Origin of the sequence: Massilia sp., assembly GCF_046293535.1 — a bacterium.
GTDB lineage: Bacteria > Pseudomonadota > Gammaproteobacteria > Burkholderiales > Burkholderiaceae_D > Telluria.
In genome coordinates this window covers 122385-136072 of the sequence record NZ_JBKBOV010000006.1, presented here as the reverse complement: position 1 = coordinate 136072, position 13688 = coordinate 122385, and the positions used below count along the sequence as shown (strand labels likewise).

General features: G+C 64.6%; 10 protein-coding genes. 4 read left to right on the top strand and 6 right to left on the bottom strand.

All coding sequences use genetic code 11. The features are described from left to right. Window positions 1–28: 28 nt before the first annotated feature. Window positions 29–3238, top strand: coding sequence for a S8 family serine peptidase (locus ACK4S9_RS05555; RefSeq protein WP_409722597.1), 3210 nt, complete (start codon window positions 29–31; stop codon window positions 3236–3238). A gap of 62 nt (window positions 3239–3300) precedes the next feature. On the opposite strand, the gene mnmE is transcribed toward ACK4S9_RS05555, so the two are convergent. The 5 genes from mnmE to rpmH form a co-directional block, all read right to left on the bottom strand. Then, complete coding sequence (mnmE, locus tag ACK4S9_RS05550) at window positions 3301–4677, bottom strand: tRNA uridine-5-carboxymethylaminomethyl(34) synthesis GTPase MnmE (RefSeq protein ID WP_409722594.1); 1377 nt, start codon at window positions 4675–4677, stop codon at window positions 3301–3303. A gap of 227 nt (window positions 4678–4904) precedes the next feature. Then, on the bottom strand, window positions 4905–6572 hold the full coding sequence (gene yidC, locus ACK4S9_RS05545; RefSeq protein WP_409722593.1) for a membrane protein insertase YidC: 1668 nt from the start codon (window positions 6570–6572) through the stop codon (window positions 4905–4907). A gap of 10 nt (window positions 6573–6582) precedes the next feature. Further along, window positions 6583–6852 carry a membrane protein insertion efficiency factor YidD gene (yidD, locus tag ACK4S9_RS05540; protein WP_409722590.1) on the bottom strand — a complete coding sequence of 90 codons (270 nt, stop codon included), beginning with the start codon at window positions 6850–6852 and terminating at the stop codon, window positions 6583–6585. Next, on the bottom strand, window positions 6849–7247 hold the full coding sequence (gene rnpA, locus ACK4S9_RS05535) for a ribonuclease P protein component (protein ID WP_409722588.1): 399 nt from the start codon (window positions 7245–7247) through the stop codon (window positions 6849–6851). The genes yidD and rnpA overlap by 4 nt, the downstream gene beginning before the upstream one ends. A 32-nt stretch (window positions 7248–7279) precedes the next feature. Further along, window positions 7280–7414: a 50S ribosomal protein L34 gene (gene rpmH / locus ACK4S9_RS05530; RefSeq protein WP_040378179.1), complete on the bottom strand. Its 135-nt coding sequence runs from the start codon at window positions 7412–7414 to the stop codon at window positions 7280–7282. A gap of 367 nt (window positions 7415–7781) precedes the next feature. On the opposite strand from rpmH, the gene dnaA reads away from it, so the two are divergent. From dnaA to gyrB, 3 genes are all read left to right on the top strand, one after another. Beyond that, window positions 7782–9173 (top strand): chromosomal replication initiator protein DnaA, encoded by a 1392-nt coding sequence (dnaA, locus tag ACK4S9_RS05525; protein WP_409722584.1) that lies wholly within the window; start codon window positions 7782–7784, stop codon window positions 9171–9173. A 211-nt stretch (window positions 9174–9384) separates the two neighbouring features. Continuing rightward, window positions 9385–10491 (top strand): DNA polymerase III subunit beta, encoded by a 1107-nt coding sequence (gene dnaN / locus ACK4S9_RS05520; protein WP_409722582.1) that lies wholly within the window; start codon window positions 9385–9387, stop codon window positions 10489–10491. Between the two features lie 194 nt (window positions 10492–10685). Further along, a complete protein-coding gene (gene gyrB, locus ACK4S9_RS05515; RefSeq protein ID WP_409722579.1) occupies window positions 10686–13187 on the top strand; it encodes a DNA topoisomerase (ATP-hydrolyzing) subunit B in 2502 nt (833 codons plus the stop codon). A 70-nt stretch (window positions 13188–13257) separates the two neighbouring features. Here the strand turns inward: gyrB and ACK4S9_RS05510 are convergent, their stop codons facing one another. Beyond that, on the bottom strand, window positions 13258–13557 hold the full coding sequence (locus ACK4S9_RS05510; RefSeq protein WP_409722576.1) for a hypothetical protein: 300 nt from the start codon (window positions 13555–13557) through the stop codon (window positions 13258–13260). Between the last annotated feature and the right edge of the window lie 131 nt (window positions 13558–13688).

The following is a 13688-nucleotide window of genomic DNA, read 5'->3' as shown; positions in this document are numbered from 1 at the left end:
CGCATTCATCCCACAAGGATCCGAACACATGAAACTCCGTCCAGTCTCCCTGGCCGTGCTGGCCCTGGCCGCCAGCCTTTCCTTCTCCGCCGCGCAGGCACAGGAAGTCCGCCGCCCCTACATCGTGCAGCTGGCCGACAAGCCGGCCGCCTCCTATGAAGGCGGCATCGCCGGCCTGCCGGCCACCAAGCCGGTCAGCGGTAAGCTCAACGTCAACGCCGCCGACGTCCAGAACTACATCAGCTACCTCGAACAGAAGCAGGCGAGCGTGCAGGCCACGGTCGCCAACGCCGAGATCCTGCACACCTATTCGGTCGCCTTCAACGGCTTCGCCGCCATGCTGACCGACAGCGAAGTGCGCGACCTGAAGAAGAACAGCGCCGTCGCCCACATCTCGGTGGACGAAGAGCGCCATCTCGAGACCAACTACACTCCGGTCTTCCTCGGCCTGACCCAACCGGGCACCGGCCTGTGGGACAAGCTCGGCGGCAAGGGCGCCGCCGGCGAGGACGTGATCATCGGCGTGGTCGACGGCGGCATCTGGCCCGAGAACCTGGCCTATGCCGACCGCGTCGACGGCGACGGCCGCCCGACCTTCGACGTCTCCGGCACCCTGGCCTATTCGTCCGTGCCGGGCGACTGGAAGGGCATCTGCCAGACCGGCGAAGGCTTCACGCTCAACAACTGCAACAACAAGCTGATCGGCGCGCGCTACTTCGACACCACCTACAAGTCGCAGCGCAAGACCACCCACTACAGCGATTTCGTGTCGCCGCGCGACTCGATGAACGGCCCCGACCTGGCCAACAAGGGCGGCCACGGCACCCACACCTCGTCGACCGCCGGCGGCAACGCCATGGTGCCGACCCGCGCCAGCAACGGCAGCAGCATGGGAGACTTCTCGGGCATCGCCCCGAAGGCGCGCATCGCCTCCTACAAGGTCTGCTGGACCTACCTGGATCCGACCAACCCGGACCTCAGCGGCACCCGCAACGGCTGCTACGGTTCGGACTCGGTGGCCGCCATCAACCAGGCGGTCGCGGACGGCGTCGACGTGATCAACTTCTCGATCAGCGGCTCGCAGACCGACGTCATGGACCCGGTCGAAGTGGCCTTCTTCAATGCCGCCAGCGCGGGCGTGTTCGTGGCCACCTCGGCCGGCAACTCGGGCCCGGGCAACGCCGTGGCCCACCTCAGCCCGTGGGTGACCACGGTCGCCGCGTCGACCCATAACCGTATCAGCGTCAATTCGGTCACGCTGGCCGGCGGCGCCACCTACCAGGGCCAGTCGTACAACGCGACCGCGCTGCCGAACACGCCGATGATCCTGGCGGAAGACGCCGGCATCACGCCCTACGCCCAACTGAGCGCCGCCGACAAGCAGGCGCGCCGCCTGTGCTACACCGCGGCCGACCGCGCCAATCCGAGCTTCAACACCCTCGGCGCCACGACCGCGGCCGCCGCACTCGACCCATCGGTCGTGGCGGGCAAGATCGTGATCTGCGCACGCGGCAACACCGCCCGTGTCGACAAGGGCGCGGCCGTGAAGGAAGCCGGCGGCGCCGGCATGATCCTGACCGATACCGGCACCGCCCTGGTGGCCGACCCGCACGTGCTGCCGGCGATCCACGTCTCGCTGGCCGACGGCAATGCGATCCGCAGCTGGCTCTCCACCCGTCCCGAGGCCGCCGCATCGATCGCCACCTCGAGGACCATGGCCGGCCCGACCCCGGCGCCGCGCATGGCGAGCTTCTCCTCGCGCGGCCCGAACAAGGGCGATCCGAACGTGCTCAAGCCGGACCTGACCGCGCCTGGCGTCGACATCCTGGCCGCCGTCTCCGCACCCGGCAACCAGGCGCTGCGCGACGACATCGCCAACAACGTCACCCCGGGCGGCCTGATGTGGCAGTCGCTGCAGGGCACTTCGATGTCCAGCCCGCACGTGGCCGGCATGGGCGCGCTGCTGCGCCAGTTGCGCCCGAGCTGGTCGCCAGCCGCCATCAAGTCGGCCCTGATGACCACCGCCTACAGCACCCAGAACGACGGCGTGGCAGGCATGAGCAACGGCCTGCTGCCATGGGCACAGGGCGCCGGCCACACCGCGCCGAACCTGGCCGCCGATCCGGGCCTGGTGTACGACAGCAACGCGATCGACTGGATCCGCTACCTGTGCGGCATCGGCAAGCTGGCCGCCAACAGCGCCAACTGCGTCAACTTCGGCTCGATCCAGCCCTACAACCTGAACCTGCCGTCGCTGACCGCGTCGGACGTGCTGGGCAGGCTGACCCTGAGCCGCACCGTGACCAACGTCGGCGACGCGACCGCGACCTACACCGCCAGCACCACGCTGGACGGCTACGAGGTGGCGGTGTCGCCGTCCACGCTGACGCTGGCGCCGGGCGCCAAGGCCAGCTTCACGGTCACCCTGACCAACAAGACCGCGCCGATCGGCGCCTGGTCCTACGGTTCGCTGACCTGGAGCGACGGCAAGCGCGTCGTGCGCAGCCCGCTGACCGCACGTGCCAGCGCGCTGGCGGTGCGCGGCGCGATCAGCAGCGAAGCCGTCAACGGCGCCCAGTCGATCACCATCGGCACCGGCTACACCGGCCCGCTGACGGTCCAGAAGGGCGGCCTCAAGCCGGCGCTGCGCAGCACGCAGACCGTCGGCCAGGCCAACAAGGCCGACGGCGGCCTCGCCGAATGCGCGGCGGGCAACAGCGCCGGCGTGAAGGTCACCACCGTCACGGTGCCGGCCAACACCCTGGTGGCGCGCTTCACCACCCGTGACGTCGACACCAGCGGCTACCAGGGCGGCGGCGTCGACGACCTCGACCTGATCGTGCTGAACAGCGCCGGCACCGTGGTCGGCAACAGCGGCCAGGTCAGCTCGAACGAGACCGTGACCCTGAACTCGCCGGCGGCCGGCACCTACCGCGTGTGCGTGGTGGGCTACGCTCCGCGCAACGGCAGCTCGACCTACGTGCTCAATTCGTGGGTGGTCTCTACCTCCGACACCGGCGGCAACTTCAAGGCATCGGGTCCGGCGATCGTCTACACCGGCGGCACCGGCACCGTGAGCACCAGCTGGTCGGACCTGGAAGCGGGCAAGAACTACCTGGGCGCGATCCGCTACCTGCAGGGCACGACGGTACGCGGCATGACCCTGGTGGAAGTCGACGCCACCGATCCGCTGCCGGCGGCGCAGACCTCGAAGCCGGTCACCGTGGCCGCCAACTGACCGCGGTCCGGTAAGGCAGAAAAGCGCTGCGGCTCCGGCCGCGGCGCTTTTTTATTTGCCGCTCATTTTCCAATACAAAAACGGCTGAAGATCACGCCCAGTAGGTCGTCCGGCGTGAACTGCCCCGTGATGCTGGAGAGCTGGTCCTGGGCCAGGCGCAGCTCTTCGGCGAACAGGTCGAGCGACTGGTCGTCCTGCATCGCGTGCTGGCGCGCCAGCTCAAGGTGCTCGCGGGCGGCGCGCAGCGCGATCAGGTGGCGCTCGCGCGCCAGGTACAGCGACTCGCCGGTCTGCTGCCAGCCGGCGATGCGCAGCAGCTCGGCGCGCAGCAGGTCGATCCCCAGCTTCTCGTGCGCCGACAGGTACAGGTGGGTGGCGTCGGGCGACATGTCCATCGAGGGCTTGTGGCCGGACAGGTCGATCTTGTTCCAGATGCGTACCACCGGCACGCCCTGCGGGAAGGCGGCCACGATCTTTTCATCCTCCGCGCTCGGGCCCAGATTGGCGTCCAGCAGGTGCAGGATCACGTCGGCCTTGCCGACTTCGCCCCAGGTGCGCTCGATGCCGATGCGTTCCACGACGTCGATACCTTCGTCCGTGCGGATGCCGGCGGTGTCGATGATGTTGAGCGGGATGCCTTCGATCTGGATGGTCTCGGTGACCTTGTCGCGCGTGGTGCCGGCGATCGGGGTGACGATCGCCACCTCGGCGCCGGCCAGGGCGTTCAGCAGCGAGGATTTGCCGACGTTCGGCTGGCCCACCAGCACCACGTTGAGGCCTTCGCGCAGCAGTGCTCCCTGGGCCGCCTGGCGGAACACGTTCTCCAGCGCCTCGACGATGCCGGCCAGCTGGCCGCGCGCGTTCGATTTTTCCAGGAAGTCGATCTCTTCTTCCGGGAAGTCCAGCGTGGCCTCGACCAGCATGCGCAAATTGATGGTCTGGTCGACCAGCTGGTGCACCACCTGGGAGAAAGCGCCGGACAGCGACTGCAAGGCCGACTTCGCCGCCGCTTCGGTGGAGGCGTCGATCAGGTCGGCCACCGCCTCGGCCTGGGCCAGGTCGAGCTTGTCGTTCAGGAAGGCGCGGCGCGTGAATTCGCCCGGTTCGGCCAGGCGCAGTCCGTCTCCGGCGCCCGCTTCCAGCACCCGGGCGAGCAGCATCTGCAGCACCACCGGGCCGCCGTGGCCCTGCAGTTCGAGCACGTCTTCGCCGGTATAGGAATGCGGGCCCTTGAAGTACAGGGCCAGGCCTTCGTCGATCACGTCGCCATTGGCGGCCTTGAAGGGAATGTAGGTGGCGTGGCGGGGGCTGAGCTTCACGCCGGGGAACAGGGCGTCGATCAGCTTGGCGAGCGACTTGCCGGAGGCGCGCACGACGCCGATGCCGCCGCGCCCCGGGGCGGTGGCGATGGCGGCGATGGGGGAGGTGTCGAGTTTCATGGGGGGATTGTAAGGGATGTGGTGCAAGGAGGCGGAGTGATGTGCTTACGGAATTGGGTTCCCGCCTGCGCGGGAACGACGGTCTTCAAGCAGCGAGTGCTAACGGCACCCTTGGTCCGCTGCCCGTCAACGTCATCCCGGCGAAGGCCGGGATCCAATTCCGGTGCACAGCCAAGAAACGAAAAAGCCCGCGCAAGCGCGGGCTTCCGTGATCCGAAGAACAGCGCTTACTTCGCCGCGCCGGTCTCGAACTTCTTGGTGATCACCCACTGCTGCGCGATCGACAGGATGTTGTTGACCACCCAGTACAGCACCAGTCCCGACGGGAAGAAGAAGAACACCACCGAGAACGCCAGCGGCATGAACAGCATCATCTTCGCCTGCACCGGATCGGTCGGCTGCGGGTTCAGCTTGGTGGTGATGTACATCGACACCGCGTAGATGACCGGCAGGATGAAGTACGGGTCCGGGCGGGTCAGGTCGTCGATCCACAGGATCCACGGCGCGCCGCGCATCTCGACCGATGCCTGCAGCACCCAGTACAGGGCGAAGAACACCGGCATCTGCACCAGGATCGGCAGGCAGCCGCCCAGCGGGTTGATCTTCTCGGTCTTGTACAGCTCCAGGGTGGCCTGCTGCATCTTCTGCGGGTCGTTCTTGTAGCGCTCGCGGATCGCCTGCATCTTCGGCGTCACCACGCGCATCTTGGCCATGCTGCGGTAGCCGGCCGCCGACAGCGGGAAGAACAGCAGCTTGATCAGGACGGTCAGCGCGACGATGGTCCAGCCCCAGTTGCCCAGCAGCGAGTGCAGATGGGTCATCACCCAGAAAATCGGCTTGGCGATGATGGTCAGCATGCCGTAGTCCTTGACCAGTTCCAGGCCAGGGGCGATGGTTTCCAGGGTCTGCTCGTCCTGCGGGCCCGAGTACAGGCGGGTGTCGTTCGACACGGTCGCGCCCGGCGCCACGGTGCCCAGCGGCTGGATGGTGCCGATGGCGTACAGGTTGGTCGCGATCTTCTTGGTGAAGATCTCGCGCGGCACCTTGTCAGCCGGGATGAAGGCCGAGACGAAGAAGTGCTGCGAGATCGCGATCCAGCCGTTGTTGGCCTTGGTCGAGTGCTCGGCCTTGCCCTTCTCGATGTCTTCGAAGGTCAGCTTCTGGTACTTGTCTTCGGCGGTGTACAGGGTCGGGCCGGTGTAGCTCGGCATGAACCAGGAATCGCTCGGCGGCGGGTTGCCGTCGTGCTGCAGCTGCAGGTACAGCGACGGCGCTACCGGTGCGGCGGTCAGGTTGGTGACGTCGTGGCGGATGCCGATGACGTAGTCGCCTTTACGGAAAGTGAAGGTCTTGGTCAGGCGCACGCCGCCCTGCTCCGCGTCCATCACCAGCTGCACGGTGCCGTCGGCGCCGCGCGTGAGCGGACGGGCCACGAACGGGGTCGCGTGGTTCGGCATCACGCCGGCCGGGGTCGAGCCGACCAGGCCGGTCTGGCCGAGGTAGACGTTGTTGCCGCTCACGTTGAACAGCACCTTGTTCTTGGTCTTGTCGATCTCGTCGGCGAACTTGAGCAGCTCGAGGCGCTTGATGACGCCGCCGAGGGTGTCGATGTCGGCCTTCACCACGTCGGTGGTGATGGTGATGCGCTGGGTCGCCGGAGCAGCAGCTGCGGCGGGAGCGGCGCCGGGTGCGCCCGGTGTGCCCGGCACGGCGGCGGCGCCCGGCTGGGCGGCGGCCGGCACGTCGCTCGGCTTGGTTTGCTGCTGCGCCACCTGCGCTGGCGGCGCCGGCGAGAACAGCGACTGTTTACCGTTGGCCACCATCCAGTTGTTCCAGAGAACAATCAGGGAAATGGCGAACACGATCCACAGGACGGTACGTTTATTGAGTTCCATTGGAGTCTAGTCAGGAGTGGTTACAACCGCGAGCGGCTGGTGGAGATTGCTGGTCCTTGCCCTCGCGCGCCGGCGGCACGAAGTCGACGCCGCCCGGATGCCATGGGTGGCAGCGGCACACGCGGCGCGCGGCCAGCAGCGAGCCGCGGGCGGCGCCGTGCACGCGCAGCGCTTCGATCGCGTAATTGGAGCAGGTCGGGTAAAAACGGCACTTCTGCCCGAGCAGCGGGGACAGCAGCAGCTGGTAGCCGCGCAGGAACCAGACCAGCAGCGTCTTCATGGTGTCGGGGGCGGCGCCGGACGACGCGGGCGCTGGGAGGCGAACAGGCGGGTGAGCTCGGCGCGCAGCTCGGCCTTCAGGGCGCGCGTGGTGGCCGGTCCGTCCTTGCCGTTCACCGGGCGCGACAGGCGCACGATGCAGTCGAAGGGCTGCAGCTGGCTGGTGCGGAACAGCTCGCGCGTGACGCGCTTGATCGTATTGCGGGTCACGGCGCGCGGCGCGAAACGCTTGGCCGCAACGACGCCCAGCCGCGCATGCGGCAGGTTGTTGGGTCGGGTGTAGAGCACGAAATGCGCGGATTTTTGCGCCGGGCGCAAACGAAAAACGGATGAAAACTCATCCGTTTTAACGATACGCCGAACGCGCGCGAAGTCGTGCGAACCTTCGCCTGTCATCACCGACCGCGTCGATCTGGTCTAAGAAAAACTTAGACAGCCAGACGCTTGCGGCCCTTGGCGCGGCGTGCGTTCAGGACTTGACGGCCACCACGGGTAGCCATACGTGCGCGGAAGCCGTGCGTGCGCTTGCGACGGACGACGGAAGGTTGGTAAGTACGTTTCATGGTGGTCTCGCTTAAAGCAAAAGTAAGTGCAAAATCGGGTCTGACGTCGCGTCAGGATTCGTCGCCAATGACAGTTCGCAGATGGTTAAGCCAGCGTCACGCCACAGCAGATACTCGTTTCGCCCGGGCGGCCGCCTGCTGAATTGTCAGCTTGATATGGCGCACGGACGGGGAACCCTGAATTAGACATGATTTCCAGTCCAGCTGTCAAGGAAGCTGTTGTATCCTGATGAGCTGGCGTGCGCCCGCGGCGCGGCGCCGGCGCTGCTGTGAAAAGCGCACCTTCGGTTGAAAATAGTGGGCCCAACCTGTGGATAACTTCGGCCGAGACAGGTAAAATAGCGTGTTACGTATCAATTAGCGAAGTATGGAAAACTTTTGGCAGACCTGTTCCGCGCAGCTGGAACTCGAGCTGACGCCGCAGCAATACAGTGCGTGGATCAAACCGCTGGTCGTCCTGGATTACGAGGACGGCAAGCTGCGCATGGCCGCGCCGAACCGGTTCAAGCTCGACTGGGTCAAGACCCAGTTCGCGACGCGCATCACCGAACTCGCCTGCCAGTACTGGGAAGCGCCGGTGGAAGTGCAGTTCGTGCTCGACCCGAAGAACAACCCGGCCAAGAAGCCGGCGGGTCCCGCGGCGACGGCGGCCGCGGCCGCCACCAACTTCGATGCGCCGCGCCAGCCGGAAGCGCCGATCCAGGGCAACGTGAACATCGCCAACTCGCCCAAGCGCGAGCAGAGCCGCATCAACACCGACCTGACCTTCGAGAGCTTCGTCACCGGTAAGGCCAACCAGTTGGCGCGCGCCGCCGCGATCCAGGTCGCCAACAACCCGGGCGTGTCGTACAACCCGCTGTTCTTCTACGGCGGCGTGGGCCTCGGTAAGACCCACCTGATCCACGCGATCGGCAACCAGGTCATGGCCGACAACCCGAATGCGCGCATCCGCTATATCCACGCCGAGCAGTACGTGCGCGACGTCGTCACCGCCTACCAGAGAAAAGGCTTCGACGACTTCAAGCACTATTACCACTCGCTCGACATGCTGCTCATCGACGATATCCAGTTCTTCGGTGGGAAAAGCCGCACGCAGGAAGAGTTCTTCTATGCGTTCGAGGCCCTGATCGCGGCCAAGAAGCAGATCATCATCACCTCGGATACCTATCCGAAGGAGATCACCGGCATGGACGACCGCCTGATCTCGCGCTTCGACTCCGGCCTGACGGTGGCGATCGAGCCGCCCGAGCTGGAAATGCGCGTGGCGATCCTGCTGAAAAAAGCGCAGTCCGAGAACGTGACCCTGTCGGACGACGTCGCCTTCTTCGTGGCCAAGCACCTGCGCTCGAACGTGCGCGAGCTGGAAGGCGCGCTGCGCAAGATCCTGGCCTACTCGCGCTTCCACGGCAAGGACATCACCATCGACGTGGTGAAGGAAGCCCTCAAGGATCTGCTGTCGGTGCAGAACCGCCAGATCTCGGTGGAGAACATCCAGAAGACGGTGGCGGACTTCTTCAACATCAAGGTGGCGGACATGTATTCCAAGCGCCGTCCGGCGAACATCGCCCGCCCGCGCCAGATCGCCATGTACCTGGCCAAGGAACTGACGCAAAAGAGCCTGCCGGAGATCGGCGAGCTGTTCGGCGGCCGCGACCACACCACCGTGCTGCACGCGGTGCGCAAGATCGCCCAGGACCGCCAGAAGAATGCCGAGTGCAACCACGAGCTGCACGTGCTGGAGCAGACGCTGAAGGGTTGATTTTGTAGGGTGGACGGGGTAATTGCGAGCAGTGCGAGGAATTACGAACGTCCGCGCGTTCAACTCTCTGGTGAATTGACGCGCATTGGTTGTTCAGGCACTGCTCGAACGCGCGGACGGCGAAGCCGTCCACCCTACGTTGTGTTTGCCACGGGCAATTGGCAAAATAGTGTTAGAGCAATAAATAATTAATACTTAACTGAGGATATCTATGCAACTGGTCAAAACCACCCGAGACACGCTTCTCCGGCCACTGCAGATCGTGAGCGGTATTGTCGAGCGTCGGCACACTATGCCGATTCTGGCCAATATCCTCATCCGCAAGGACGGCGAAAGCGTCTCGTTCCTCTCGACCGACACCGAAGTCCAGATCACCACGCTCGCCAACATCGGCTCGGGCGACGACGTGACCGGCACCACGGTGGCGGCGCGCAAGCTGCTGGACATCCTGCGCGCCCTGCCGGAGTCGGGCGACGTCACCATGACCCTGCAGAACAAGCGCCTGGCCGTCCAGAGCGGCAAGTCGCGCTTCGCCCTGCAGACCCTGGCCGCGGAAGAATTCCCGACCGTCTCGGTGGCAGACAGCTACAACGCCAGCGTCACCCTGCCGCAAAAGACGCTGAAGCACCTGTTCAACATGGTGCACTTCGCGATGGCCCAGCAGGACATCCGCTACTACCTGAACGGCCTGCTGCTGGTGCTGGACGGTAACAATATCATCGCCGTGGCGACCGACGGCCACCGCCTGGCCTTCTGCCAGGTGGCTTCCGAGCAGTCCTTCGAACGCCAGGAAGTGATCATCCCGCGCAAGACCATTATCGAACTGCAGCGCCTGCTGGAAGAAAGCGACGAAGAGGTGCGCCTCGACATCGCCGCCTCGCAGGTCAAGCTGACCTTCGCCGACATCGAACTGGTCTCGAAGCTGGTCGAGGGCAAATTCCCCGACTACACGCGCGTGATCCCGAAGGGTTACAAGAACGACTTCACGATCGGCCGCGAAGAGCTGCTGCGTTCGCTGCAGCGCGCCGCGATCATGACCAGCGACAAGTTCAAGGGCGTACGCTGCATCATCGAGCCGGGCGTCATGAAGATCAGCTCGACCAACGCCGACCAGGAAGAAGCGGTCGAAGAACTCGAGATCGACTACGGCGGCGACACCATCGACATCGGTTTCAACGTGACCTACCTGCTCGACGTGCTGAACAACCTGAAGTGCGACCAGGTGAACATCGCGCTGGGCGATTCGAACTCGTCGGCGCTGATCTCGATTCCCGACAATGGCGACTTCAAGTACGTCGTCATGCCGATGCGGATTTAATCAGCAAGCAGGCCGAAACGACCGAGATAGGAATAGCCTCAACCCGTCGTTCCGGCGCAGGCCGGAACCCAAGCGTTCACGCAAACTTGGCTCCCGGCCTGCGCCGGGATGACGGTTCAGGGCTTGCAGGTCAAGCTTGAAGCAAGCTGGCGACCAGCAGCCCCTGAATCACCCGTTTTATTAGAAAGCAGTCCATGTCCGAGAATACCCAACCAGAAATGACTCCCGCCGCCAAGGCGGACGAATACGGCGCGTCCTCGATCCAGATCCTGGAAGGCCTGGAAGCGGTGCGCAAGCGCCCGGGCATGTACATTGGCGACACCTCGGACGGCACCGGCCTGCACCACCTGGTGTTCGAGGTGCTCGACAACTCGATCGACGAAGCCCTGGCCGGCTACTGCACCGAGATCCACGTCACCATCCACTCGGACAACTCGATCTCGATCACCGACAACGGCCGCGGCATCCCGACCGGCGTCAAGATGGACGACAAGCACGAGCCGAAGCGCTCGGCGACCGAGATCGCCCTGACCGAGCTGCACGCCGGCGGCAAGTTCAACCAGAACTCGTACAAGGTGTCGGGCGGCCTGCACGGCGTCGGCGTCTCGTGCGTGAACGCGCTCTCGAAGCTGCTGCGCGTGACCGTGCGTCAAAAAGGCAAGGTCCACCAGCTGGAATTCTCGCGCGGCGTCCCGGTCGACCGCATCATCGAAACCGTCGACGGCGTGGAAGTCTCGCCGATGAAAATCCTGGGCGACACCGACAAGCGCGGTACCGAGGTGCACTTCTGGGCCGACGAGACCATCTTCACCACCGTCGAGTTCCACTACGAGATCCTGAGCAAGCGCATCCGCGAGCTCTCGTTCCTGAACAACGGCGTCAACATCAAGCTCTCCGACCACCGCACCGGCAAGGAAGAAGTGTTCGCCTTCGAGGGCGGCACCCGCGGCTTCGTGGAGTACATCAACAAGGCCAAGACCGTCCTGCACCCGACCGTGTTCCAGGCGACCGGCGAGCGCCTCTCGGACAACGGCACCAACATCGCAGTGGACGTGTCGATGCAGTGGAACGATTCGTACAACGAGCAGGTGCTGTGCTTCACCAACAACATCCCGCAGCGCGACGGCGGCACCCACCTGACCGGCCTGCGCGCGGCGATGACGCGCGTGATCAACAAGTACATCGAAGAGAACGAGCTGGCCAAGAAGGCCAAGGTCGAGATCTCGGGTGACGACATGCGCGAAGGCCTGACCTGCGTGCTGTCGGTGAAGGTCCCGGAGCCGAAGTTCTCGTCGCAGACCAAAGATAAACTGGTGTCGTCGGAAGTGCGCGGTCCGGTCGAAGAGATCGTGGCCAAGACCTTGACCGACTTCCTGATGGAGAAGCCGAACGACGCCAAGATCATCTGCGGCAAGATCGTGGAAGCGGCCAGGGCCCGCGAAGCGGCGCGCAAGGCGCGCGACCTGACCCGCCGCAAGGGCGTGATGGACGGGCTGGGCTTATCGTCCAAACTGGCCGACTGCCAGGAACGCGACCCGGCGCTGGCCGAGCTGTACATCGTCGAGGGTGACTCGGCAGGCGGCTCCGCCAAGCAGGGCCGCGACCGCAAGTTCCAGGCCATCCTGCCGCTGCGCGGCAAGGTGCTGAACGTGGAAAAGGCGCGCTTCGAGAAGATGCTGTCGTCGGAGCAGATCACCACCCTGATCGCGACCCTGGGCACCTCGATCGGTCCGGACGAATTCAACGTCGACAAGCTGCGCTACCACCGCATCATCATCATGACCGACGCGGACGTCGACGGCGCCCACATCCGCACCCTGCTGCTGACCCTGTTCTACCGCCAAATGCCGCAATTGGTGGAGCGCGGCCACATCTACATTGCCCAGCCGCCGCTGTACAAGGTGAAGGCCGGCCGCGACGAGCGCTACCTGAAGGACGACGTCGAGGAAGCGAGCTACATGATGAGCTTTGCGCTGAACACCGCCTCCCTGATTCCGCGCGAAGGCGCCGATCCGATCAACGGCGAGGCGCTGGCCGAGCTGGTGCGCCAGTACAACCTGTCGAACGCCATCATGATGCGCCTGACCCGCGTGATCGACCGCGCGGCGCTGACCGCGATCACGGCCGGCGTGACGCTGGACATGAGCACGCTGGAGAAGGCGGAAGCCTCGGCCAGGGCGATGGAAACGGCGATCAACGAGCCCGCCGTGAAGGTGGTCGTGCGTTCGGACGAGTTGTCCGAGAAGCACGCGCTGCGCATCGAGCGCATGCGCCACGGTAACGTGCAGGTGACCTCGATCGACGCCGACTTCGTGCAGAGCAACGACTACGCCGTGCTGGCCAACGCCGCCGCCACCTTCCAGGGCCTGATCGGCGAAGGCGCCATCATCCGCCGCGGCGAAGGCGAGAAGATGAAGGAATTCGCGGTGCGCGGCTTCCACGAAGCCATGCTGTGGCTGCGCGACGAGGCGGAACGCGGCGTGACCAAGCAGCGCTACAAGGGCCTGGGCGAGATGAATCCGGAGCAGCTGTGGGAAACCACGATGGATCCGACCGTGCGCCGCCTGCTGAAGGTACAGATCGAGGATGCGATTGCGGCGGACCAGATCTTTACCACGCTGATGGGGGATGAGGTGGAGCCGCGTCGTAATTTCATTGAGTCCAATGCGCTGCAGGCGGGGAATATCGACGTCTAAGCGCGCTGCGTTTCAAACTGAACGGCCTCTTCGTGAGGCCGTTTTTATTTGCATGCTCCACCAGTACGATCTACTCGATGTTTTCCTCGTACTCCTCTAGACGCTTCATCACTGTCTGATTCTTCGCATACTTCCGCTTCAACTGCGCAAGCTTCTTGTCCGTCCCAGTGCAGAGCTTCCGTATTTCACGCTCTACTTCCCTCATGCGCCGCTTGTCCGGTGGATCTGGAATCTCCCCCCGGAAGTGCTCACAGCCGTCACGCTGCTCGACATACTTGGCGACATCTGGAGGAAGCTTGGCTTCTGCTGCGACCACCGAACCAAAACTGAAGCAAAAAGCGACAAGTACCGCTTTCGTTATCACACGCATCTCTATGCTCCCGTGTCCGACCAATGCGGATCGTCGCGACCATTACGGTTATATTTGATGACGCCATAGCTTGCACCTACGCGATGCAGCTGATGGTTCATGCCTGTACGTGGCAGCCTGTCGATCTCCAC

Bases quoted from the DNA above. Each gene is read 5' to 3' on its own strand.
- ACK4S9_RS05555 (WP_409722597.1), top strand. From the start codon at position 29: ATGAAACTCCGTCCAGTCTCCCTGGCCGTGCTGGCCCTGGCCGCCAGC.
- mnmE (WP_409722594.1), bottom strand. From the start codon at position 4,677: ATGAAACTCGACACCTCCCCCATCGCCGCCATCGCCACCGCCCCGGGG.
- yidC (WP_409722593.1), bottom strand. From the start codon at position 6,572: ATGGAACTCAATAAACGTACCGTCCTGTGGATCGTGTTCGCCATTTCC.
- yidD (WP_409722590.1), bottom strand. From the start codon at position 6,852: ATGAAGACGCTGCTGGTCTGGTTCCTGCGCGGCTACCAGCTGCTGCTG.
- rnpA (WP_409722588.1), bottom strand. From the start codon at position 7,247: ATGACAGGCGAAGGTTCGCACGACTTCGCGCGCGTTCGGCGTATCGTT.
- rpmH (WP_040378179.1), bottom strand. From the start codon at position 7,414: ATGAAACGTACTTACCAACCTTCCGTCGTCCGTCGCAAGCGCACGCAC.
- dnaA (WP_409722584.1), top strand. From the start codon at position 7,782: ATGGAAAACTTTTGGCAGACCTGTTCCGCGCAGCTGGAACTCGAGCTG.
- dnaN (WP_409722582.1), top strand. From the start codon at position 9,385: ATGCAACTGGTCAAAACCACCCGAGACACGCTTCTCCGGCCACTGCAG.
- gyrB (WP_409722579.1), top strand. From the start codon at position 10,686: ATGTCCGAGAATACCCAACCAGAAATGACTCCCGCCGCCAAGGCGGAC.
- ACK4S9_RS05510 (WP_409722576.1), bottom strand. From the start codon at position 13,557: ATGCGTGTGATAACGAAAGCGGTACTTGTCGCTTTTTGCTTCAGTTTT.